Here is a 22,336-nt window from a genome sequence, read left to right as displayed (position 1 = left end):
ATCAGGCCGGTGCCGCTCGCACCGTTCGCGCAGTTCCCACCGTTCACACCGTTCGCGCCGCGACGCGGCCGTGCGGACGCGGACGCCACGGTGACGAGCGGCAGCTGGCCGCGCCGGCCGCCCCCATCGCCGGCGAGCGCGTACCGCGACGCGCACGCCAGTCGGCCCGGATCGCCGCGATCGCGCGAAGCGCCCATGATTGCGCCATCACGACAGGCCGCACGCCCCGCCGCGATGCCGGCGGCATGCGACGCGCGACGCATGCGACGGGACGCCTGCACAGGATCGCGCTGTCATAGCGCTTGCCGGCGAAGCGCACGATATCGACGACGTCGAAACCCTGGGCCCGGTAGAACGCCAGCAGATGCGACGCGGGATGCGGCGTATCGAGCGCGAGCAGCGAATAACCGCGCAACGCGGCCCACTGCCCGGCAAACGCGAGCAGCGTCGCACCGATCCCGCCGCCTTGCCAGCCGGGATCGACGGCCACCTGGCGCACGCTCGCGACGCCGTCGCGACGGTACAGCGAACACGGCGACGCCGGATCGGTGGCGTAGAGCGTCATCGTGCCGACGACGCGACCACCAGACACCGCGACATGACATTCACCCGCTTCCGCGCGGCGACGCGTGACCTCCTCGGCCTGGTCGACACACGTACAGTTGAGCCCCATCGCGCCGAGTCGCGCGAACGCACGATGCAGCAGCGCGGTGAGCTGCGTGTAGCTGTCGACTGCCGGATCGAAGCGCCGCACGATGACCCGGTCGGCGCGCACGGCAGGCGGCGCGGCGGGTGAACGTTCGGCGATCGTGTTCCGGGATATCGACATGGCAGCGCTCCGTGGTCAGGATGACCGAAGTCTAGGAGCGCGCCGCGAGGCGTCGCAAGAAAAAATGTCGTAAAAAAGACGAGAATTCGAAGCGAGGCGATGGCGCGACGGTGTGCATTTTCATGCGTCCGACGCCTTCGGTCACGTGGTCGAACACACCGATCGTTGTGCCTGCAAGCAATGCGTGACGCACACTGCGTCGCCGACCCCATGCCGCGCGATTCCGGACTTGCGATGCCCCGCGCGAGCGCCCCGCATCGTCGTTGACACACCCGGCGACGCGCTCCAGACTCGCTGATCCTCCACCGCACCGCGAGCGCACATGGTCACCTGCTTCCTTCGCTACGTCATCGATCCGTACAAACTCGAGCAGTTCGAAACCTACGGCAAGATGTGGATTCCGCTCGTCGAGCAATTCGGCGGCACGCACCACGGCTACTTCCTGCCTTCCGAGGGCGCGAGCAACATCGCGCTCGCGATGTTCTCGTTCCCGAGTCTCGCCGAGTACGAGCGCTATCGCGAACGCTCGAAGGCCGATCCCGCGTGCCAGGCCGCGTTCCGGTATGCAGAGGAAACACGCTGCATCGTCAGCTACGAGCGCAGCTTCTTCCGGCCGGTGTTCGAGTAACCCCGCGCATCGCGCCCCCTTTCCGGCGCCGGACGAAAAAACGCCCCGCCTGCATCCGCGCGGCGGGGCCAACCCATGTCAGTAGAGACATTCATGGAGGAGACGGGCCCATCTTATCGAGCGCGGCTCGCCGTCCCAACCAAGCATTTCTGCTATCCATCTGCGTCGCCGCGCGCACGCGCGCCCCGCGTGCCTGGCATATCGATAGAACGAAAAGTCGTTTTCAGAGTGGCGGCGGGGTCGTTACCATCTGGTTTTAAGCCTGTGCTTAGCCGGGCAAGCCATCCCCAAGGAGCGCCCTTTGACTGCATTCGATCAACACCGCCGCCCGTTCGTGGTCGGCATCGGCGGCACCACCCGGGCCGCGTCGTCGACCGAGCGCGCGCTGTCGTTCGCGCTGCGCGGCGCGCAAGCCGCCGGCGCACGCACGCGCCTGTTCGACGGCCCGTTCCTGCATACGCTGCCGCACTACGCCCCCGAACACAAGACGCTGACCGACGCGCAGCGAGAACTGATCGACACCGTGCGCGAAGCCGACGCGATCATCATCGCGACGCCCGGCTATCACGGCGGCGTGTCCGGCCTCGTGAAGAACGCGCTCGACACGCTCGAGGAACTGCGCGCCGACGAGCGCCCGTACCTCGACGGTCGCGCGGTCGGCCTGATCGTCACGGCCTACGGATGGCAGGCCGCCGGCACCGTGCTGACGTCGCTGCGCTCGATCGTCCACGCGCTGCGCGGCTGGCCGACCCCGTTCGGCGCCACCGTGAACACGCTCGAAACGCGCTTCGAGAGCGCCGACAGCTGCTCGGATCCGAAGGTCGTCGCACAGCTCGAGACCGTCGGCTCGCAGGCAGCCGAATTCGCGCTCGCGTTCGCATCGCATCGCGCGGCCACGCATGCCGCGTCGGTCGACGCGCTCGCGCCCGTGCTGAAGATCGCCAACCAGTAATCCCCGCCTCCCCGCAGCCCGCGCCCGGCCGACGACGTTCGCCGCGCGCGGGCTGCGCGCGTCTGGCAGTCCGGCGCGCATCGCAGCGCTGCCGCCTGCTTCATGCCGGCTCCCCACCCCGATAACGATCCGGCCCACCACGTGATTTGCATTGGCCGAAAGATTGGTTCACGCGGGCCGCGGGTTTTCGTACGCTGAAAGCCCGAACCTTCCATGCGCACGCCATGAACCGCACGATCCGTTACAAGGGCTACGAAGTCGCCCCCGCCGCCGCCCGGCTGCCGAACGGGCTGTTCGCCGCGAACCTGACGATCGAGAAGGCAAGCGGCGGCCCGTCGCCGCGCGCCGTATCGTTCGACGCAATCGATTTCTTCTTCGAAGAGGAACACGCGCTCGCGTATGCGTCCCGCTGGGGACGCCTCTGGGTCGATACACAGGCCTGAGCGCGGCACCCGGCAGCAGCAGGGCTGCTCGAAAATGCGCGATTACGGAAGCTATGCAAGAATCTTTCGTCTCGTAATCGCATAACAACAGCCATGTCCGACACGCTGCAGGAAGACCATGCAGCGGCAGATCACGCCATGCGCAACTGGACCTTCGAACGTCAAGGTCCGGTCAGGATCGGTTCCGATGCGCACAGGCAAATGTTCTGCCGCATGCTGCTCGATACGCACAACCCGTACAAACCGGCCGTCATCGACTGGCCGCCGCTCAAGCCCGACGAACTCAAGCGGCTCACGTCGCTGCCGATCTGGGACATCGCCGTGCAGACCGAAGGCCGCGCGTCGATCCGCGTCGCCACCTTCGCCGCAACCGTCGGCGATCCGCTGCTGCGCCGGGCGCTCGAGATGGACGGCGCCGAGGAAGCTCGGCACAAGGTCGTGCTGTCGAAGCTGGTCCAGGCATACGGCATCAAGCTCGCCCCCGAACCGGCCTATCCGGCACCGAAGGACCCCGAGTGGTCGTGGATGGTGACCGGCTTCAGCGAATGCATCGACAGCTTCTTCGCGTTCGGCCTGTTCCGCTCCGCGCAACGCTCCGGCTATTTCCCGCCCGAACTCGTCGACACCTTCGAGCCCGTGATCCAGGAGGAAGGCCGGCACATCCTGTTCTTCGTGAACTGGTATGCATGGTACTGGCGGAGTTTGCCGTGGTGGCGCCGGCCGTGGTTCTTCGCGCGGGTGGCGGCCGTGTGGGCATTCCTGATCCGGGAACGCATCGGCATCGCGCGCGGGATCGATGCGGACGGCGTCGCGCACGACGCGAACTTTCCGGCGACGAGCACTGCCGACATCGGCGATGCGCTAAATCCGCGCGAACTGATCGAACTGTGCGTCAGCGAGAACGACCGGCGCATGGCCGGGTACGACAAACGGCTGCTGCGCCCGATGTTCGTGCCGCGCATGGCGCGCCTCGCGCTGCGATTCATGCGGAAATAAGGCTGCTGCGGCGGATTGCCGGCGACGCACGCAGGCCGGCCGTCGGCGCCTTGTCCGGGACGATGTACTGCGCCGCCCCGACCGGGTGGCAGAACCGGGTCGCGTTGCCGCGGCCGCCATCCTCATCGCGGTTCACCCTTCCGGACGAGAACGAACCACACCCCGGCTCGCATCCGGCGATTTGGGTGCGGCATCACGCCAGCCAACGAACGCTCGTCAGCCTGACGATGCTCATCCGACGCGCTTGCGTATCGTCTTTCTCTCCAGCGGAATGCCCCCCTTGCCAGCACGGTAGAGTCACCGCGAAGCAGATGCGGGTTTCTGCTCGCGGCTCCCCGTTGCCCCCATCGTTCGCGTCTTCGGCCGTCATCGTGGGCGCCCCGCCACATCATCGCAACGACTCCGGTTGCAAGACTGCCCGGCGCGGGCGATCTGGCACCTCGTCTCCCCCTGCCCCAACCCGTCATATGAAGTACGTCAATTGAACAGATTCCGAACTGGAATCCCAATCGCCGTACCAATGCACCTGTAGCACTTTTTTACAACTTTGAGAAACCGGCGCCGGGGAAGGCCCGCCCCACGGGCGCGCGCGGCCGATGAGATGCGCAAACCAGCATAATCAGACAATCCGTGGCTCATGTTTTTTTTGATTTACCGGCAAACCAATAAATACAATTAAAAATCCACATCAAATCTCGTATTAATAAATTAACAAGAGCCTCGAATGCATACGAGCCAGCGTCCCGCCTGACATTACAACTCAGAAAGGCAAACGTTTGCCGCAAACGTTTGTCGTTTCATTTGTCTTACTTTTTTGGTTACCCAATGTGCGGCAACACACACAAAACTACGTCACAACGTTGATTTTTATGGTTTTTTTTCATCCATCACCGCATCCGCACGAGACCTTCACTCCACCTTCCAGTCATTTTCAACTTTCTTACACACCAACAGATCAAAACACGATCTATTAACCATCTTTTAACTTCCAAAACCTTCGATTTATCACTGTTTGTCAATCTCAAAATATCGCCTCAAATAAACTCCGCCCATCAATTTTAAGATTCGCGCGAGCGCACGGCAGATTCCTCTAACGAAAGAGACCGGTGTGTGGCGTGCATATTTGGAGGTAGTAGGACATGAACCGCACATACCGCTCGATCTGGAACGAAGCCCTTGGCGCCTGGGTCGCGGCATCCGAACACGATTCGGCACGGGGCAAGCCGAACAAGTCCGCCGTTGTGGTCGCGGCCCTCGCGGCGCTGACGATCGGTCTGCCATCGTTCGCCAGCGCGGCGACTTACATCCCCGGGACAGTCAACGGATTCGGACAGTTTTCGCCATCGAGCTGTACGTCCTCCAGCGGCAGCACGGCAGCCGGGCGCATAACCATGGGCGACACCAACTCGTATCCGACCGACGGCTCGGGTACGTGGTCGACCGTGACCGGCTGTAACGCATCCGGCAACAACAATCTCGCCGCGACGGTCTACGGCACCTACTCTCAGGTCACCGGCAAGGGCGGCACCGCCATGGGCTTCCTCAGCTCGGCTGCGTTGTGGGGCACGGCCGCCGGCCTCGAAACCACCGCCAGCGGCGCCGGGTCCACCGCGCTCGGCTTCGGCTCGACCGCGAACGCGCTGAACTCGGTCGCGATCGGCGGCGCGGGCGGTAACGGCACGACGCCGCTGTCCCAGGCAAACTCGACCATCGCATCGGGTGCGGGTGCAATCGCGATCGGCAGTAACGCAACCAAGGGCGCGCAAGCAGCCGCTTCGGACTCGATCGCGATCGGCGGTCAGTCTTCCGTTGCATCGGGCGCCACGTCCGGCGTCGCGGTCGGCCGCAACGCGACTGTCAATGGCGCGTACGGTATTGCACAAGGCGATAGCGTCGTCTCGGGCGCGACAGGCCAGAACGTCGCGATCGGTTCGAGCGGCACGACGGCCAACAGCGCCACGTCAGCGGGCGGTGCCGTCGCAATCGGCCGAGGCCAGGTGGCGACGGGCGACGGCGCGGTCGCGATCGGCGATCCGAACAGCGCAACCGGCACGGGTGCACTGGCGATCGGTGCAAACAACACGTCGAGCGGTTCCGGCGCCGTCGCGCTCGGCAACAGCACCTCCGCAAGCGGTACGGGCGCCGTCGCACTGGGTAACAGCACCACTGCGACCAACAGCTCCGTCGCGCTTGGCAGCTCGGCGACGGCCACGGGCACCAATGGAGCGGTGGCCATCGGCAATGCCGCGACCGCAACCGGCACCGGCGCGATCTCGCTCGGCACCATCGGCAGCTTCGGGGCCAAGTCGCTGGCCACTGGCTCGGACGCATTGGCGCTCGGGAACGGCTCGACAGCCAGCGGCACCGCCGGCTCGGTCGCCGTCGGCGCGGCAGCCGTCGCATCGGGCACCTATGCGACGGCCTTGGGAGCGAACGCGACCGCATCGGGTTCAAACTCGATCGCACTCTCCCAAAACGCTAATGCATCGGCCACAAATGCCATCGCAATCGGCACCGCGTCGAGCGTGACCATCGCGAACTCGGTCGCGCTCGGTAGCAACTCGACGACGATCGCGACGGCAGGCACCACGACCGGCGGCACCGGCCTGGTCAGCAGCTCGACGATCGGCGGCCAGAGCTTCGGTCCGTACGCAGGCGCCGGATCGGCGGGCGGCGTGGTCAGCGTCGGCGCCATCAACGCCGAACGCCGCATTCAGAACGTCGGCGCCGGCCTGGTCAGCGCAGGGAGCACGGACGCGATCAACGGCAGCCAACTGTACGCGGTCGCAACCACGACTATGTCGAACATCACCAGTCTGTCGACGTCGACTTCGACTGGCATCAGTTCGCTGTCCACGGGCCTGAGCTCGACCAATAGCTCGGTTGCATCGCTGTCGTCGTCCACGTCGACCGGCCTCTCGTCGGCGAACAGCTCGATCGGCTCGCTGTCCACCTCGACCTCGACCGGTATCAGCTCGCTGTCCACGGGCCTGAGTTCGACCAATAGCTCGGTGGCTTCGCTGTCGTCGTCCACGTCGACCGGCCTGTCGTCGGCGAACAGCTCGATCGGCTCGCTGTCCACCTCGACCTCGACCGGTATCAGCTCGCTGTCCACGGGCCTCAGCTCGACCAACAGCTCGGTCGCTTCGCTGTCGACTTCCACGTCGACCGGCCTCTCGTCGGCGAATAGCTCGATCAGTTCGCTCTCCACGTCGACCTCGACCGGCATCAACTCACTGTCCACCGGCCTCAGCACGGTCACGACCAAGACCGACAATCTCGGCACCAGCACGGCCTCCGCCCTCGGCGGCGGTGCGAAGTATGATCCGACGACCGGAACGGTTTCCGCTCCGGCGTACACGACGTACAACGCGAATGGCACGACGTCGACCGCCAGCAGCGTCGGCTCGGCGATCGACAGCATCAACAGCCAGGGCATCAAGTACTTCCACGCGAAGTCGACGGCAGCCGACAGCCAGGCGCTCGGCACCGACTCGGTCGCGATCGGCCCGAATGCCATCGCCAACAACACCGGCGACGTCGCACTCGGCAGCGGCTCCGTCACCGACACGCCCCACGCAACGCCAACGGGTACCGTCGGCGGCGTAACCACCACGTTCGCGGGCGGCAACCCGAGCAGCGTGGTGAGCGTCGGCAACGCGAGTACGGGCACCACGCGTCAGATCACCAACGTCGCAGCAGGTCAAATCACGCCGACCAGCACGGACGCGATCAACGGCTCCCAACTCTTCGCGACCAATTCCATCGTGGATTCGCTGTCGACGACGGTGTCGTCGTCCAGCAGCGCAATCTCGTCGCTGTCGACCGGCATCACTTCGTTGTCGACGGGGCTGAGCTCGACCGATAGTTCGGTCGCTTCGCTGTCGACTTCCACGTCGACGGGCCTCTCGTCGGCTAACAGCTCGATTTCGTCGCTGTCCACCTCGACTTCGACGGGGATCAGCTCGTTGTCGACGGGCCTCAGCTCGACCGATAGCTCGGTGGCCTCGCTGTCGACGTCGACGTCGACTGGCCTCTCGTCGGCTAACAGCTCGATTTCGTCGCTGTCCACCTCGACCTCGACCGGCCTGTCGTCGGCTAACAGTTCGATCAGCTCGTTGTCCACGTCGACCTCGACGGGTATCAGCTCGCTGTCGACGGGCCTGAGCTCGACCGATAGCTCGGTCGCTTCGCTGTCGACTTCCACGTCGACTGGCCTCTCGTCGGCAAACAGCTCGATCGGCTCGCTGTCCACTTCGACTTCGACGGGCATCAGCTCGCTGTCGACCGGCCTCAGCTCGACCGATAGCTCGGTCGCTTCGCTGTCGACGTCCACGTCGACGGGCCTCTCGTCGGCGACCAGCTCGATCAGCTCGCTGTCCACCTCGACCTCGACCGGCATCAGCTCGCTGTCGACCGGCCTCAGCTCGACCGATAGCTCGGTCGCTTCGCTGTCGACCTCCACGTCGACCGGCCTCTCGTCGGCGACCAGCTCGATCAGCTCGTTGTCCACGTCGACCTCGACGGGCATCAGCTCGTTGTCGACGGGCCTGAGCTCGACCGATAGCACCGTCGCATCGCTCTCGACCTCCACGTCGACCGGCCTGTCCTCGGCAACCAGCTCGATCAGCTCGCTGTCGACCTCGACCTCGACGGGCCTGTCGTCCGCGACCAGCTCGATCGGCTCGCTGTCCACCAGCCTCAGCTCGACCAACAGCTCGCTGACGTCGTTGTCCACGTCGACCGCAAGCAGCGTCACGTCGCTGTCCACGGGCCTGAGCTCGACCGACAGCTCGGTGGCGTCGCTGTCCACCTCGACGTCGACCGGCCTCTCGTCGGCGACCAGCTCGATCAGCTCGCTGTCCACGTCGACCTCGACCGGCCTGTCGTCGGCAACCAGCTCGATCAACTCGTTGTCCACGTCGACCTCGACCGGTCTCTCGACGGCCACCAGCACGATCCTGTCGCTGTCCACGTCGACCTCGACGGGTCTCTCGACGGCCACCAGCTCGATCACGTCGCTGTCCACCTCGACCTCGACCGCGATCGAAGCCGCGAAGACGCACTACTACAGCGTCAACGACAACGGCACGCAGCAAGGCAACTACGCCAACGACGGCGCGACGGGCGTCAACTCGCTGGCAGCCGGCGTGAACGCCAGCGCGGCAGGCGCCAGCAGCGTGGCAGTCGGCGACGGCTCGAACGCGCAGACGGCGGGCGCAGTCGCCATCGGCCAGAACGCATCGGCCACCGGCGGCAAGGCGGTGTCGATCGGCTCCGGCAACACCGCGAGCGGCGACGGCGCGGTCGCGATCGGCGACCCGAGCATCGCGACGGGCACCGGCGCAGTGGCGCTGGGCGCGAACGACACGGCGACCGGCACCGGCGCAGTGGCACTCGGCAACGCGAACACGGCAACCGGCAACAGCGCGCTCGCCCTCGGCAGCGCAAACCAGGCCACCGCGGACAACACGATCGCGCTCGGCAATCAGGCGACGGCCAGCGCGATCGGCGCCCAGGCCTACGGCTCGAATGCGAAGGCCACGGCAACCGACGCCCTCGCCTTCGGCACGAACGCGCAGGCCAATGTCGCCAACTCGATCGCGATGGGCGCGAACTCGACCACGGGCAACGCCGTCGGCGTATCGAGCGTCACGGTGGGCGGCATCACGTACCCGGTCTACGGCACCTCGCCAGTGGGCGTCTTCAGCGTCGGCGCACCGGGTGCGGAACGCCAGATCACGAACGTCGCGGCAGGCCGGGTATCGGCCACCAGCACGGACGCGATCAACGGCAGCCAGCTCAACGCGACGAACCAGGCGGTCAACAGCCTGTCCACGTCGACCGCGTCGAATATCGCGTCGCTGTCGACCGGTATCGGTTCGCTGTCCACGGGCCTCAGCTCGACCAACAGCAACCTCACGTCGTTGTCCACGTCGACCTCGACGGCGATCAACTCGCTGTCGACGGGCCTCAGCTCGACGAACAGCAACCTCACGTCGTTGTCGACGTCGACCTCGACCGGCATCGGCTCGCTGTCGACCGGCCTGAGCACGACGAACAGCACGGTGGCTTCGCTGTCGACCGGCGTGACGAATCTTGGCGATCAGGTGAACCAGTTGTCGACCACGATCAACAACAACACGACACGTGCGGCGAACAACACCGGCATCGCGGCCGACATGAACGGCACCGGCAACGACCGGCCGACCGTCACCGCCGGCTCGAACTCGGTGGCGATCGGCGCGAATTCGAACGACGGCGGTCGCTCGAACGTGGTGTCGGTCGGCAGCGACACGCAGCAGCGCCAGATCACGAACGTCGCGCCGGGTACGCAAGGCACCGACGCGGTGAACGTGAACCAGCTGACGCAGGTGCAGACGACGCTGTCGACCGCCTTGTCCGGCCAGCAAGGGCAGATCAACGCGCTGGGTTCGCAACTGCAGCAGACCGACCAGATGGCGAAGCAGGGTATCGCGGCCGTCGGCGCGATGGCGTCGATCCCGCAGCTCGATCGCGACGCCAACTTCGGGATGGGTATCGGCACGTCGACCTTCCTCGGCCAGAAGGCGATGGCGGTCAACATGCAGGCGCGCATCACGGAGAACCTGAAGGCGTCGATCAACGGCGGCTTCAGCGGCGGTCAGAAGGTGATCGGCGCCGGCATGCTGTACCAGTGGAAGTAACCCGTCGCGCCGCCACGCCGCCGGCTCGCGAGCCGGCGGCGCCAGGGGGCCCCGACGGCAGGACGAGCCCGCCGCGCAACGCGCGGCGGGCTTCAGTCAACCCAAGTATTGAGGACGTAACCGTGAACAAACTCGCTCTTGCGCTCGCGCTTTCCGCGCTGGCCCTCGCCGCGTGCTCGACCGCATCCGGCCCGACCTTCAGTGCCTCCGAACTGCAGCCGCGCGACGGCGTGCGCACCTTCCAGGTGGACTGCCACGGCCTGCTGTCGGGCCCGCAGACCTGCATGAAGGCCGCCCGCAAGATCTGCGGCGACCAGCCGGTGCGCACCGTCGATTCCGCCCGCGCGCTGCGCGACAATTCCGATCCCGCGACGCTGGTGTTCCAGTGCGGCGCCGCACCGGCCCAAGCTGCGTCGACGGCCGAGCCGGCCCCCGCGCCGGCCGCGGTCGAACACGTCAACCTCGCGGGCGACGCGCTGTTCGCGACGGGCATGGCCACGCTCACGCCGGCCGCGCGTGCGTCGCTCGACAAGTTGCTGAACGAACGCGAAGACCGCACGTACACGCATGTGACGGTCACCGGCCATACGGATTCGGTCGGCAACGACGCCGCCAATCTCGCGCTGTCGAAGCGCCGCGCGGAAACCGTCGCAAGCTACCTGAAGGCACACGGACTGAAAGCGCAGGCCGTGTCGGTCACGGGCCGCGGCAGTGCCGATCCGGTCGCGTCCAACGCGACGGCCGAAGGCCGCGCGAGCAACCGCCGCGTCGAGATCTCGCTGCAGCGCTGAGCAGCCGGCCGTCGCGGCCCCGGCGCACCCCGCGCCCGCACGCGACGGCCTCGACCGGCAACGCGCAGCCGCCCCGCCGCCACCCCGCCCGACCGCACCGACCCCGCTTCGCCGGGGCCCCGGCTCCCGCGCGGGCGGCTATGTCAAAGTTCGTCAGGCCCCCTCCACAAGACGGCGCCTTCCGTGCCACAATCGCCGCAGACAGCTGCCGAGGCGTTCCGCCCGCGTCGCGCGCCGTGACCCGCCCGACGACACACCGGAATCCGGCGGCCGCCCCGCGATCCGCGCCGCTCGACGCATATTCCGGCGCGTGCCGGCGCGAACACAACCACGACAATCCACGGCGCGCCGTTTCGCGGCCACGGCCGAACGCACGACGCCGCAGAGGAAACCAACCGGTGACGGACATCAATCAAGCCGCCTCGGGCGGCACCCGCAAGCAACGGCCGGCCGTCGGCATCTCGCTGTTTGCGCGGGACGGCCAGGCGATCTGGGAAAACGGCATTCACCAGAACATCGCGTTCCTCGCGATGATGCTCAAGCGCTCCGATCGCGTCGGCCCCGTCTATTTCCTGAACGGCGGCGACGCCAACGCGTTTCCGGCCGGGCTCGATCTCGACGGCCTCGACGTGCCGCTCGTGAAGCCTTCCGACGTCACGCACGACCTCGACGTCGTGATCGAGATGGGCGCGCAATTGCCGCTCGAATGGCGCAGGCACATGAAGGCGCTCGGCAAGAAACTGGTCGCCTTCTTCTGCGGACACGTCTACGCCGGCCTGGGTGAAACACCGATCTTCGGCAAGCCGTCGGGACACATCTTCAACGACACGCCGTTCGACGAAGTATGGCTGCTGCCGCAGTACGAGAAGACCGGCGCACCGATGCTGCAAACCCTGTTGCGCGCGCCGGTGCACCTGATGCCGCATATCTGGTCGCCGTATTTCCTCGATCGCCGCATCGCCGCGCTGGCGAGCGAAGGCCTGACGTTCGGCTATCGGCCCGGCCGTCGCCCGTGGAATCTCGCCACGCTCGAGCCGAACATCTCGGTCGTGAAGTCCTGCCACTACCCGATGCTCGCGTGCGACGAACTCTACCGCGCGCATCCGGACGCCGTGCAGCATCTGTTCGTCGTCAACTCGATGCACATGAAGGCCCATCCGACCTTCGTGCACTTCGCGAACAGCCTCGACCTCGTGCGCCATCACAAGGCGACGTTCGAGCCGCGCATCGACCTGCCGGGCTTCATGGCGCGCCACGCGGACGCCGTCGTGTCCCATCACTGGGAAAACGCGCAGAACTATCTGTACTACGACGTGCTGTATGGCGGTTATCCGCTGATCCACAACTCGACGCTGATCGGCGACGCCGGCTACTACTACCCGGACTTCGATTCCGCCGCGGGCGGCCGCGTGCTGCTCGATGCCTGGCTGCATCACGACGACCAGCTCGACGACTACCGCGCGAAAGCCGACCGGCTGCTGCGGTCGGTCTCGATCGACAACCCCGCGAACCTCGACGCGTTCGTCTCGCGTCTGGTCGCCTGAACCGGAGAATACGCATGTCGGACTCCAATGCCCGTCAAGCGCCCGGCGAGGGCAAGCGTCTCGTCGTCGGCGTGTCGCTGTTCGTGCGCGGCGCCGGCCAGTCGCTGTGGGAAAACGGCATCTTCCAGAACTGCCTGCTGCTGATCCTGTTGCTGCGCCAGTCGCCGCTCGTCGCTGAAGCCGTGATGGTGAACGGCGGCGAACAGCTCGCCGATCCGCAGATGATGCTCGGCGAATGGGACGTGCCGCTGCTGTCGATGGACGAAGCGCTCGAGCGCTGCGACGTGCTGATCGAAATGAGCGCGCAGTTCGGCGCCGATTACCTGCGCGCGTTCCGCGACCGCGGCGGCAAGGTCGTCACGATGCGGGTCGGCAACGACTACGTGATCGACATCGAGCGGGCGATGTTCGACAAGCCGTCGGGCTTCCTGTTCTCGGGCGCGCCGTACGACGCGGTATGGACGATTCCGGAATTCGAGCGCTCGTGCCTGCACTATTACCAGACGGGCCTGCGCGCGCCGGTGACGATCGTCCCGCACATCTGGCATCCGATGCTGTTCGACAAGGCACGCGCAACGCTCGGCGCCGGTTTGTCGTTCGGCTATCAGCCCGGCAAGCCGCGCTGGCGCGTGACGATGTTCGAGCCGAACATCTGCATGGTGAAGACGAGCATCATCCCGATGCTGGTGACCGAGGAAGCATATCGCGCGAAGCCCGATTTCGTCGAATTCGTGCGCGTGTGCAATACGCTGCACCTGAAGGAACATACGACGTTCGTCCATTTCGCGAAGAGTCTCGACATCGTGAACCACGGGATCACGACGTTCGAAAGCCGCTACGCGGTGTACGAGTTCATGGCCGCCTACGGCGACGCGGTGGTGTCGCACACGTGGGAAAACGCGCAGAACTACCTGTACTACGAACTGCTGTACGGCGACTATCCGCTGATCCACAACTCGCCGTTCCTCGGCAATGCCGGGTATTTCTATCCGGACTTCGACTGCCAGGCCGGCGGCCGCGCGCTGCTGCGGGCATTTGCCGAACACGACGCGAATCTGGATGCATACCGCGAGCAATCGAAGCACGTGCTCGACTCGGTCAGCATCTACAACCCCGACAACGTCGCCGCGTATTCCGACGCGATCGCGTCGCTCTATCGCGACGCTTGACGCGCACCGTCCGCCCGGAGCCGCCGATGAAAATCAATGTCGCGATTACGATGAACGTGCAGCGCGACGCGACGCAGTCGATCTGGTACAACGGCGCGAACCAGCATTGCGTGTACCTGTACATGCTGCTGAAGCGTTCGCCGCTGATCGGCGAAGTGTGGCTCGCGCACGACGACGGCATCACCGACTACCCGCAGGCGCTGATGATGGACGCGTTCGGCGACGCGCTGCGGCCGTTGTCGGCGATCGTCCACCAGACCGACCTGCTGATCGAGATGAACGCGTTCGTCGACCCGTCGCACACGGACGCGGTGCGCCGGCGCGGCGGCAAGTGCGTGTCGTACCGCTTCGGCAACGACTACGTGATCGCGGTCGAGACGATCAATTTCGAGAAGAACAACTGGCGGCCGAACCCGAACCGCGTGCAGTTCGACGAGATCTGGACCAACCCGCAGCACATGCACACGTGCGCGGCCTACTTCCAGGCCGTATATCGCGCGCCGGTGATCGAGCTGCCGCACATCTGGTCGCCGTACTTCATCGAACGCAGCCTCGACGCCGACCCCGAGCTGAAGGCGCGCTTCGGCTACCGCAACCACGGTCCGGCCAAGCGCATCGCGTTCTTCGAGCCGAACCTGAACGTCGTGAAGAGTTCGATCGTGCCGATGCTGGCCGCGAACGCGTGCTACGTCGAGCATCCGGAGCTCGTCGAACACGTGTACATGACCAACACGTTCGACAAGAAGGAAAACGTCGCCTTCAAGCATCTCGCGCTCGGGCTCGAGATGGTGCGCGACGGCAAAGCGACGGCCGACGTGCGCGCGCCGTTCGTCGCGTGGGCCGCGCATCACACCGACATCGTCGTGTCGCACCATTGGGAAAACGGCCTGAACTACCTGCTGTACGACGCGCTGTACGGCAACTATCCGCTCGTGCACAACTCGCCGTTCCTGCGCGACGTCGGCTATTACTACCCGGACTTCGAGATCTTCGACGCGGCACGCGCGATCGCGACCGCCGCGCAGACGCACGACGCGCGGCTCGACGACTACGCGGCAGCGGCCCGCCGCTGCCTGCAGCAGGTCGACACGCTCGCCGACCACAACGTCCGCGCGTATTCCGGGCAGATCCAGCGCCTGTTCGCCGGGCGCGCGCTCGGCTGACCGCGCCCGTTCGCCATCCGTTCATGAAGCACACCGTCCGCCACTTCGTCGTGATCGATTCGATCCACGGCCCGTTCGTCATCGACCGGCACAGCACGCGGCAGGCCGACGCGCTGCTGGAGACCGGCCGGCCGCACAACCAGGGCGAGCTCGACACGATCATGCAGGTGATCGACCAGTTGCCCGACGGCGCGCTCGCGGTGGACGGCGGGGCCAATGCGGGACTCGTCTGCGTGCCGATCGCGCAGCGCTTGCGCGATCGCGGCGGCCACGTCCACGCGTTCGAGCCGCGGCGCACGCTGTTCCATGCGCTCGGCGGCACCGTTGCGCTCAACCAGCTCGACAACCTTCATCTGCTGAACATGGGGCTCGCGAGCCGCAACGGCACGATGACGGTGCCCGACGTAGACGGCGGGCACCCCGCCGGCGCCGAACCGGCCGCACGCGTCGACGCGCACGCGGCCGACGGCACGCCCGCCCCGACCGTCAGGCTCGATTCGCTCGGCCTGCCGCGCCTCGATTTCCTGAAGCTCGACATCGACGGGATGGAGGTCGACGCGCTGCACGGCGCGCGCCTGCTGATCGAAACGCATCTGCCGTGGTGCCGGATCGCCTGCCGGAACGCGGATGACGCACGCGTCATCGATACGTTCGCCGGCCTCGATTACACGTTCTACCGGTTCGACGGGCCGAATCTGTTGTGCGTGCCGAACCCGCGCTGGGACCGGCAACGCCTGTTCATCTCGGGCGAGCCCGTCGGCCGCGTATCCGCCCGGGCAGACGATGACGCGAATGCCGCCGTGTCAGCCGAGGCCGACGACGCGCCCGAAACGCACTGGAACCGCGCGCTCGACCACGAATCCCGCTGCGAATGGGGCCACGCGATCGCCCGCTGGCTGTGCGCGCGCGGCCGGGGCCTCGACGACGATGCGATCGCGTTCCAGCTCGCGTCGTGCTACGGCTTCGCCGGCGCGCCCGACGCCGGGCTCGCGGCACTCGAACGCATCGGCGAACCGGCCGCGCTGCCCGACGCGCTGCGCGGGCGCGTCGAACTCGCGCGCTCGGCGCTGCTGCTGCGTGCCGGCCGACGCGACGAAGCCGCGCGCGCGACCATCGCCAGCGAGAACGTGCTGACGGCCGCACGGTTCGGGCTGCCGACGGAACGGCTCTACGACGGCCAGCCGCTGCACGGCAAGCGGCTGCTCGTGATCAGCTACGGCGGGGTCGGCGACCAGCTCCAGTACGCGCGCTACCTGCATGCGCTCGACGCGCTCGACGGCGTGGCGGTGACGGTCATCGTCCCCGCCGCGCTGGCCGACCTGATGCGCCATACGTTCCCGCGCATCGAAGTCGTCGCCGCACACGGCGCGTGGGTCGACACGTCGCAGATCGCTCACGACTACTGGTGTTCGTTCCTGGTGCTGGCCGCGCAGTTCGGCTACGCGCCGGCACCGGCCGGCGCGCCGGCCGCCTACCTGTCGTGCCCGCCCGAACGGGCGGCGGCATGGCGCGAACGCGTCGCGCGCGACGGCAACGCGCCGGGCACGCGCCGCATCGGCCTCAACTGGCGCGGCCGCGACGAAAGCGATGCGCGCTTCCTGCGCGCGGCCAGCCTGCGCGACCTCGCGCCGCTCGCGCGGCTGCGCGGCCATGCCGCATACTGCATCAACCGCGATATTGCCGCGCAGTCCGAGCCGTCGGATCTGCCGGTCACGTTCCCGCATCACGCGATCGGCGATTTCAGCGATCTGGCCGCACTGATGCTCGCGATGGACGCCGTGGTCACCACCTGCACCGCGCACATCCACCTGGCCGGCGCGCTGGGCGTGCCGGCCGTCCTGCTGCTGAGCCCGAAAGCCGATGCGCGCTGGGAAACCGGCTCGCGTACCGCGCTGTACCCGGGCATCCGGATCGTGCGCGCCGCGCATCCGGGCCGCTGGGACGATACGGCCGACCGTGCGCTGGCGCTCGTGCTGGGTGGCTTCGGGAAGGATTGACGAGTGACCTTGCCGCGCGACGCCGGGCGGTAGTGCTCCTGATTAGCGTGATAAGAGCCCGACGAGGACTTGATGCGCGAACCGGCGTCAAGCCGGAACACGCTGGCCCCGTCGCTCGGCGAACGCACGGCCATGTCGCCGGCCGATGCGCGCAAGCCTCGCGAAACAACGTGCCGCCGCGGGACCGACAGCGCCGGCCTGTTGCGCCAGGCTGCCCGATACACCGCACGCGATCGCCGAATCGTCGCCGCAAGCGCCCGCGAACACACCGGCGAAATAGTGTCGCGCCGCGCGCTCGCGACCGTCGGCATCGAGCGGCTTCATCCGGTGAATGTGTTGCGAGACGTCCTTCAGGCCGTGGAGAAACGGCATGACGTCGACCGGTGCAACGGTCGCGTCAATCGCGTCGGCGCCGAGTTGCTCCAGCATCTCGGCCAGTTCGGCGATCGCGACGAGCTCGCGCGCATCGGCCGCCTGCGTGCCCGTTCCGTGCCCGGCCTTCTTCGTCGCCGCCATGCCCACGCCCCTATTCAATTCTTCGTTGTCCGATGCCGGCGCGCCGCGCCCGCGCCGCAGCGTCATGCGGCGGCCGGTGACCGCCATGTAAAGCGGATGCCCTGCGCCCATGAGACGCCGGAATCCAGGATGATCTGCCGGTCGATCTCGTTCTCCACGCCTTCGACGACGACGTGCCGCGCGCTTTCGTGCGCGAACGCGATCAGCCGGCGAAACTGGTAGCGCCCGATCGCGTTGCGCTTGATCAGCGACAGGACCGACCTGTCGAGCTTCACGATGTCGGGATTGCCGACCACCAGGTTGTTCAGCGCGCTGAAGCCGACGCCGAAATCGTCGATCGCGACGCGGCACCCGGCCTGGCGGAACCGGTTCACGAACGACCGGCCCGCGACGGGGTTCAGCGGCCCCGTCTCGGTGATTTCGACGACCAGCCGCGCCGCGACCGACGGCTCGCGCTCGAGCCGCCTGAACAGCGCGAGCCACGCGTCGTCCACGACCGCGCTCGTCGCCGTGACGTTGCAGCCGTACACGGCCTTCGGATCGGCGCGCAGCGCGTCGATCGTCCGGCCCACCACGAGCCGGTCGAACCAGCGCATCAGCCCGAGCGATTCGAGGCGCGGCAGGAACGCGAGCGGCGGCAAGACATCGCGCGCGCCCCAGCGCAGCCGCGCGAGGCATTCGTGATACAGCACGCCGCCCGACAAATCGGCGCGGCAAACCGGCTCTCGCGCGAATCCGAGCCGGCTTTCGACGAAACTGCGTACCGACGCAAGGTCGGGGTGATCGTCAGGCGCGCCGAATACGAGATCGATCTCGTCCCGATTCGCTACGCTGTTCGCCTCCAGGCGAGGTTCGACCGCATTCATCCGGCGCTCCGGCAATTGTCGGACCGCCGATGACGGCCCGCGCTCTCGATACATGTGGCGCGAGCCGACCACGACGCGCACCACCGCCTACCCGGCCCAACCTCTTTTTCGATCTTTTTCGGGAGCGTACTTTTTATTCCGGCGTGCCGTCAAATCAGATATTGTCAATGATATTCAAACACCGAAAATACACCACACGCGCACGTCGACAACAGTGCGACAGGTTACACAAAAACGTCGACGATACTCCGATCGATACTGGTTATTTGCCCCATCCGAACATCTTCGGGTGAATCGATTTATCGCAAGACCCGTTTCAAAAATCGGATGTTTGAAATATCATATGACAAATGCGCGCCAGCGAAACGCGACCCGGACCCGACGGCCGGATTCCTCGCAACTGCTGGCAAACCGTGCAGCCATTGCATTGCGACGACGCATTCGGTCTCCACAGAATTCAATTTTGCCGTTTCAAACGATATTGAAAATATTTGAATGATAATCCGGCTGATTTGAACGACAATAATTAAGTCGAATTATACGACAACCATCCATCGAAAGATATTTAACAATCTTTCCGACTAGTTAACCTATAAAATTATTTTTGACGGACTTCCCTCGGAGCCGTCAAATTCGTGCCTTCAAAAACCGTCGAATCTCCCCGGTTCGGCGGTTTCTTTTTTAACGGCTCATTTCTTCAGACATTAACCCGGGTCAATCCGGTTGACGGCAGGCGGCGAAATCGAGCCGACCGCCTCGATCGCGCAAATCGCGATCGAATGCACCCGCTGGCCGCTGGCCGCAGGCGGCGGCGCGTGCCGCGTCGTGCAGCCTTATGCCGCCGTCGCGCCGATCAGGTTCGCGAGCAGCGCGTCGTAGTCGGCGACGAGCGCGGGGTTCGCCGACGTATAGCGGCGCAGGATCTCGCGCTGCCGCCGCGCATACCCTTGCCAGTCGTCGTCGTGCGTATGCAGCACGTGCAGCAGCGCCTCGGTGCCCTTCTGCACATCGTTGCCAGGATAGTAGTAGCCGAGGTCCGGCACGAGGCTCGCGTTGTGCACGAGCGGATAACCCTGCCAGCACACGTCGAAATAGAAATAGTTGAGCGGGTTCGCCCATTGATGCGACACGACGATGTCGGTCATGTCGGCCAGGAACAACGGCGTGTCGAAACGCCCGACGAAGCTCGCCTTACCCGCGCGCACGATGTCCAGGTAGTTCATCAGCGTCACGAACTCGGGGCTGTTGTGCGCGAGGCGATCGGCGTTCGTCACGTGCGTGAAGCAGATCGCGTCGGGGTCGCGGCGATACGCCTCGTCGATGATCAGCATCGGATACATGCAGAACTTCACGACGTTGTGGTTCGGCTCCATCACCGTCAGCCGCTTGCCCGGTTCGCTGCGCGGCCGGTATTCGCCACGCTCCGGCAGCGATTGCGCACGCGCCTCCAGACACATCGGGTCCCACACGAACGGCACGACGCGCCCCGGGCAACGGCGCAGCGACTGCAGGAACGGCAGCGACGACTCCGCGATCTGCGGAATGGCCCACAATTCGTCGTAGCCGCGGTTGATGAACAGCGAATCCCACATGCGGCGGCCGAACAGTATCGATTCCATCGAGGTGATGTACTCGAAGCCGCAGCAGTAGCTGACGATCTTCGCGCCGCGCGCCTTCAGGTAGGCCGTCTGCTCGCCGTCGATCTGACCGCCCAGCTCGATCACCACGTCGAGCGCATCCTTCATGTCGGCGAACGCGCGCGTGTCGTATACGCGGCGATCCCAAGGCAGCGCGTCGGTAAGCGCCACGTCGGTCGTGTTGACCAGCGTCACGCGATACCCATGCGGCGACGCCATCAACAACTTCGCGAGAAACAACGCGTTCTGCTTGATGCCGTTGATCCACAGGCTTTCGTCGGGGGCGCGCAGGCCGATCGTGATACCGATGCGCAGGCCGTTCAGGGCAGGAGACTTCATCTCGTCGGCGGGGTGGTGATTGAATGGATGCAGTGTAGCTCACGGCAATGGCCACGTGAGCAATCCGCCAGTCTAGCGGAGCGCCGGCCGCCAGACTGTCAGGCATGGTCATACGCGATGCGGCAGCGTTTACAATGGAACAGGAGCCGGTTGTTGGCCCGACACGCGCGAATTGACCGACACTGGAGCACCAGGGCGGATGATCATCAATTTGAACGAATCGCAAATCCGCGCCCTGGACCAAGTGCGCGCCGTCCTCGACGGCACACGGACGCTCGACTTTGCACCCGCCGCGTGCCCTCACGAACGTCGCGAATGGGTCGCGTCCGTGCTGCGGCGCTTTCGCTACGATCAGCTCAAGCGGCCTCACCGCGGGCTCGTGCTGCGCTATCTGCGACGCTTTAGCGGTTTCAGCCGAGCTCACATGACACTGCTGGTACAGCGCTGGGTTCAAGGGCCAAGGCTCGCGTGGCTGAAGGGCACGCCGGCGAATGCCTTCGCCCGTCGCTAAACCGATGAGGACATCATCGCCGTGCACCGGGCTCCCGCGCCAGAGCTCCCTTTAACGATCGTCCCCCAGGAACTTCTCTTCTTCCAGGCTCCTTTTCGCTTTTGGAAAGTACCGACGCAACACGCGATGCTTTCGCACCGGTTATATCCTCCATCGTCCGGTCTCGATTGCAGACTCCATCATTTTAATGGTCAGCGGACGCTCCAGTATTTTATCCCTGGCGCCGGCACTGAACGGAGATCTCAGCACCTCCATCAAAAACTGACCGAATCGCATTTTTCTCGACGGATAGTAATAATCTATATCGAAGTCCGACATATCAACACCGAATTCATCCGAAAGCCTTCTCATTAGCCGCAACATAGCCCGATCGGAAATTTCGAGATCGACACAGAGATCTGTTTCCGGAGAAATTTCGAGCTCGCCCCACAATGGTGAGTCAGCTTCATCCCGCACCATCTCGATTAGACGAGCATCCATTAGATGCGATCCTCCGGCTTGACCAAGTCATTGTACTTGACTGCAGAACGATACATTATGATCGATATGTCGGCAGCGGTAATAACCCATCCAACCACCGGCACGGCCCGCCCGACAAATACACCGAGTTCCCTGGTAAATTTGACCTTCAGAAGCACAAGACTCTTGAATGACGTCACCGTCGGCAAAATTTTGTGCTTGACCTCATAAGGCAGCAATCTCCGCGAAACCCGCGATGCGATCGAGGTTCCCTTGACCGCTCCGCCAAACTTTCCCCTTGTCGGCACGAATCGTTGCCCCAGCAAAATCATTGCGATCCCGACCGCGTCGTCGATACCCAATTCATCGCAGGCTACGTCGATAACAATCAGGAAAAAAAGTTCTGGTGGCGTAAGGTTTCCATGCACCCCGTAATTATATTTCTTCGTCATCTCGATTCGTCTCTCGGCAACGCTCATTTGATGAGTGTGCAGCGCACATGCTGCACCCCGGCTGTTACCGTAGCCTAATCACTCGAACGCGGGCAGGAAGATGCGACCACTTCTCGAGCCGGCCTGACCTTTTTGACGCTTGCAAACGATGGTTACTGTGGCTCGCCCCCCTTCATTTACAAGAGGAAGAAGCCGGCTTGGCTTGACGAAGCAGCCCGGACAAGCCGGCTGTCAATTCTTCAACAACCGTTGCAGCAAACGACCAGTGCGAAACGGTGCCGCTGTGCCGCCGGTCAACAGTTGGAAACAGTTGAATTGTCAAAAGCCTCGACAGCGTTGCGTGCGTATCATTGTTTTT

17 protein-coding genes are annotated in these 22,336 nt (G+C 65.2%); 11 read left to right on the top strand and 6 right to left on the bottom strand.

Annotation, left to right across the window (positions count from 1 at the left end):
• Positions 1 to 43 precede the first annotated feature (43 nt).
• A complete protein-coding gene (locus tag DIE04_RS07945) occupies positions 44 to 829 on the bottom strand; it encodes a GNAT family N-acetyltransferase (RefSeq protein ID WP_124521390.1) in 786 nt (261 codons plus the stop codon).
• 322 nt (positions 830 to 1,151) lie between these two features.
• Here DIE04_RS07945 and DIE04_RS07940 point away from each other — a divergent pair, with 322 nt between their 5' ends.
• The 10 genes from DIE04_RS07940 (at position 1,152) to DIE04_RS07895 (ending at position 17,198) form a co-directional block, all read left to right on the top strand.
• The gene (locus tag DIE04_RS07940; RefSeq protein WP_124485090.1) at positions 1,152 to 1,457 is read left to right on the top strand and encodes an NIPSNAP family protein; all 306 of its coding nucleotides are present in this window, start codon (positions 1,152 to 1,154) and stop codon (positions 1,455 to 1,457) included.
• A 301-nt stretch (positions 1,458 to 1,758) separates the two neighbouring features.
• Positions 1,759 to 2,409 (top strand): NADPH-dependent FMN reductase, encoded by a 651-nt coding sequence (locus tag DIE04_RS07935; protein ID WP_044844444.1) that lies wholly within the window; start codon positions 1,759 to 1,761, stop codon positions 2,407 to 2,409.
• A gap of 224 nt (positions 2,410 to 2,633) precedes the next feature.
• A complete protein-coding gene (locus DIE04_RS07930) occupies positions 2,634 to 2,852 on the top strand; it encodes a hypothetical protein (RefSeq protein ID WP_006749916.1) in 219 nt (72 codons plus the stop codon).
• A 93-nt stretch (positions 2,853 to 2,945) separates the two neighbouring features.
• The gene (locus DIE04_RS07925) at positions 2,946 to 3,848 is read left to right on the top strand and encodes a ferritin-like domain-containing protein (RefSeq protein WP_124485089.1); all 903 of its coding nucleotides are present in this window, start codon (positions 2,946 to 2,948) and stop codon (positions 3,846 to 3,848) included.
• A 1,139-nt stretch (positions 3,849 to 4,987) separates the two neighbouring features.
• Positions 4,988 to 10,534, top strand: coding sequence for a YadA-like family protein (locus tag DIE04_RS07920; protein ID WP_124572978.1), 5,547 nt, complete (start codon positions 4,988 to 4,990; stop codon positions 10,532 to 10,534).
• Positions 10,535 to 10,656: 122 nt separating this feature from the next.
• Positions 10,657 to 11,325 (top strand): OmpA family protein, encoded by a 669-nt coding sequence (locus DIE04_RS07915; protein ID WP_124488636.1) that lies wholly within the window; start codon positions 10,657 to 10,659, stop codon positions 11,323 to 11,325.
• A gap of 398 nt (positions 11,326 to 11,723) precedes the next feature.
• Positions 11,724 to 12,869: a DUF2827 domain-containing protein gene (locus tag DIE04_RS07910; protein WP_124488637.1), complete on the top strand. Its 1,146-nt coding sequence runs from the start codon at positions 11,724 to 11,726 to the stop codon at positions 12,867 to 12,869.
• Between the two features lie 14 nt (positions 12,870 to 12,883).
• Positions 12,884 to 14,038, top strand: coding sequence for a DUF2827 domain-containing protein (locus DIE04_RS07905; protein WP_124523286.1), 1,155 nt, complete (start codon positions 12,884 to 12,886; stop codon positions 14,036 to 14,038).
• Between the two features lie 26 nt (positions 14,039 to 14,064).
• On the top strand, positions 14,065 to 15,201 hold the full coding sequence (locus DIE04_RS07900; RefSeq protein WP_044847402.1) for a DUF2827 family protein: 1,137 nt from the start codon (positions 14,065 to 14,067) through the stop codon (positions 15,199 to 15,201).
• A gap of 23 nt (positions 15,202 to 15,224) precedes the next feature.
• Positions 15,225 to 17,198, top strand: a complete 1,974-nt coding sequence (locus DIE04_RS07895) for an FkbM family methyltransferase (RefSeq protein ID WP_124572976.1) — start codon at positions 15,225 to 15,227, stop codon at positions 17,196 to 17,198.
• Between the two features lie 87 nt (positions 17,199 to 17,285).
• On the opposite strand, the gene DIE04_RS07890 is transcribed toward DIE04_RS07895, so the two are convergent.
• The 3 genes from DIE04_RS07890 to DIE04_RS07880 all read right to left on the bottom strand — a co-directional run bounded on the left by DIE04_RS07890 (position 17,286) and on the right by DIE04_RS07880 (position 20,556).
• Entirely contained in the window at positions 17,286 to 17,714 is a 429-nt protein-coding gene (locus DIE04_RS07890) for a hypothetical protein (RefSeq protein WP_124523341.1), read from the bottom strand.
• Between the two features lie 62 nt (positions 17,715 to 17,776).
• Entirely contained in the window at positions 17,777 to 18,580 is an 804-nt protein-coding gene (locus tag DIE04_RS07885) for an EAL domain-containing protein (protein WP_044847404.1), read from the bottom strand.
• Positions 18,581 to 19,413: 833 nt separating this feature from the next.
• On the bottom strand, positions 19,414 to 20,556 hold the full coding sequence (locus tag DIE04_RS07880) for a DUF2827 domain-containing protein (RefSeq protein WP_124488642.1): 1,143 nt from the start codon (positions 20,554 to 20,556) through the stop codon (positions 19,414 to 19,416).
• Between the two features lie 199 nt (positions 20,557 to 20,755).
• Here DIE04_RS07880 and DIE04_RS07875 point away from each other — a divergent pair, with 199 nt between their 5' ends.
• On the top strand, positions 20,756 to 21,067 hold the full coding sequence (locus DIE04_RS07875) for a hypothetical protein (protein WP_124488643.1): 312 nt from the start codon (positions 20,756 to 20,758) through the stop codon (positions 21,065 to 21,067).
• A 141-nt stretch (positions 21,068 to 21,208) separates the two neighbouring features.
• On the opposite strand, the gene DIE04_RS07870 is transcribed toward DIE04_RS07875, so the two are convergent.
• Together DIE04_RS07870 and DIE04_RS07865 are read right to left on the bottom strand one after the other, a co-directional pair.
• The gene (locus tag DIE04_RS07870; RefSeq protein ID WP_124488644.1) at positions 21,209 to 21,547 is read right to left on the bottom strand and encodes a DUF1493 family protein; all 339 of its coding nucleotides are present in this window, start codon (positions 21,545 to 21,547) and stop codon (positions 21,209 to 21,211) included.
• On the bottom strand, positions 21,547 to 21,978 hold the full coding sequence (locus DIE04_RS07865) for an STM2901 family protein (RefSeq protein WP_124488645.1): 432 nt from the start codon (positions 21,976 to 21,978) through the stop codon (positions 21,547 to 21,549). The genes DIE04_RS07870 and DIE04_RS07865 overlap by 1 nt, the downstream gene beginning before the upstream one ends.
• Positions 21,979 to 22,336: the final 358 nt, after the last annotated feature.

This window comes from Burkholderia sp. Bp8994 (assembly GCF_003853805.1).
In the GTDB taxonomy this organism is placed as follows: domain Bacteria; phylum Pseudomonadota; class Gammaproteobacteria; order Burkholderiales; family Burkholderiaceae; genus Burkholderia.
The sequence above is the reverse complement of the archived record's forward strand: the minus strand, read 5'-3'. Positions and strand labels throughout refer to the sequence as shown.

Coding starts and splice junctions, on each gene's coding strand:
- DIE04_RS07945 (WP_124521390.1), bottom strand. CDS start 829: ATGTCGATATCCCGGAACACGATCGCCGAACGTTCACCCGCCGCGCCG.
- DIE04_RS07875 (WP_124488643.1), top strand. CDS start 20,756: ATGATCATCAATTTGAACGAATCGCAAATCCGCGCCCTGGACCAAGTG.
- DIE04_RS07870 (WP_124488644.1), bottom strand. CDS start 21,547: ATGGATGCTCGTCTAATCGAGATGGTGCGGGATGAAGCTGACTCACCA.
- DIE04_RS07865 (WP_124488645.1), bottom strand. CDS start 21,978: ATGACGAAGAAATATAATTACGGGGTGCATGGAAACCTTACGCCACCA.
- DIE04_RS07930 (WP_006749916.1), top strand. CDS start 2,634: ATGAACCGCACGATCCGTTACAAGGGCTACGAAGTCGCCCCCGCCGCC.
- DIE04_RS07900 (WP_044847402.1), top strand. CDS start 14,065: ATGAAAATCAATGTCGCGATTACGATGAACGTGCAGCGCGACGCGACG.
- DIE04_RS07890 (WP_124523341.1), bottom strand. CDS start 17,714: ATGGCGGCGACGAAGAAGGCCGGGCACGGAACGGGCACGCAGGCGGCC.
- DIE04_RS07895 (WP_124572976.1), top strand. CDS start 15,225: ATGAAGCACACCGTCCGCCACTTCGTCGTGATCGATTCGATCCACGGC.
- DIE04_RS07905 (WP_124523286.1), top strand. CDS start 12,884: ATGTCGGACTCCAATGCCCGTCAAGCGCCCGGCGAGGGCAAGCGTCTC.
- DIE04_RS07880 (WP_124488642.1), bottom strand. CDS start 20,556: ATGAAGTCTCCTGCCCTGAACGGCCTGCGCATCGGTATCACGATCGGC.
- DIE04_RS07940 (WP_124485090.1), top strand. CDS start 1,152: ATGGTCACCTGCTTCCTTCGCTACGTCATCGATCCGTACAAACTCGAG.
- DIE04_RS07925 (WP_124485089.1), top strand. CDS start 2,946: ATGTCCGACACGCTGCAGGAAGACCATGCAGCGGCAGATCACGCCATG.
- DIE04_RS07885 (WP_044847404.1), bottom strand. CDS start 18,580: ATGAATGCGGTCGAACCTCGCCTGGAGGCGAACAGCGTAGCGAATCGG.
- DIE04_RS07920 (WP_124572978.1), top strand. CDS start 4,988: ATGAACCGCACATACCGCTCGATCTGGAACGAAGCCCTTGGCGCCTGG.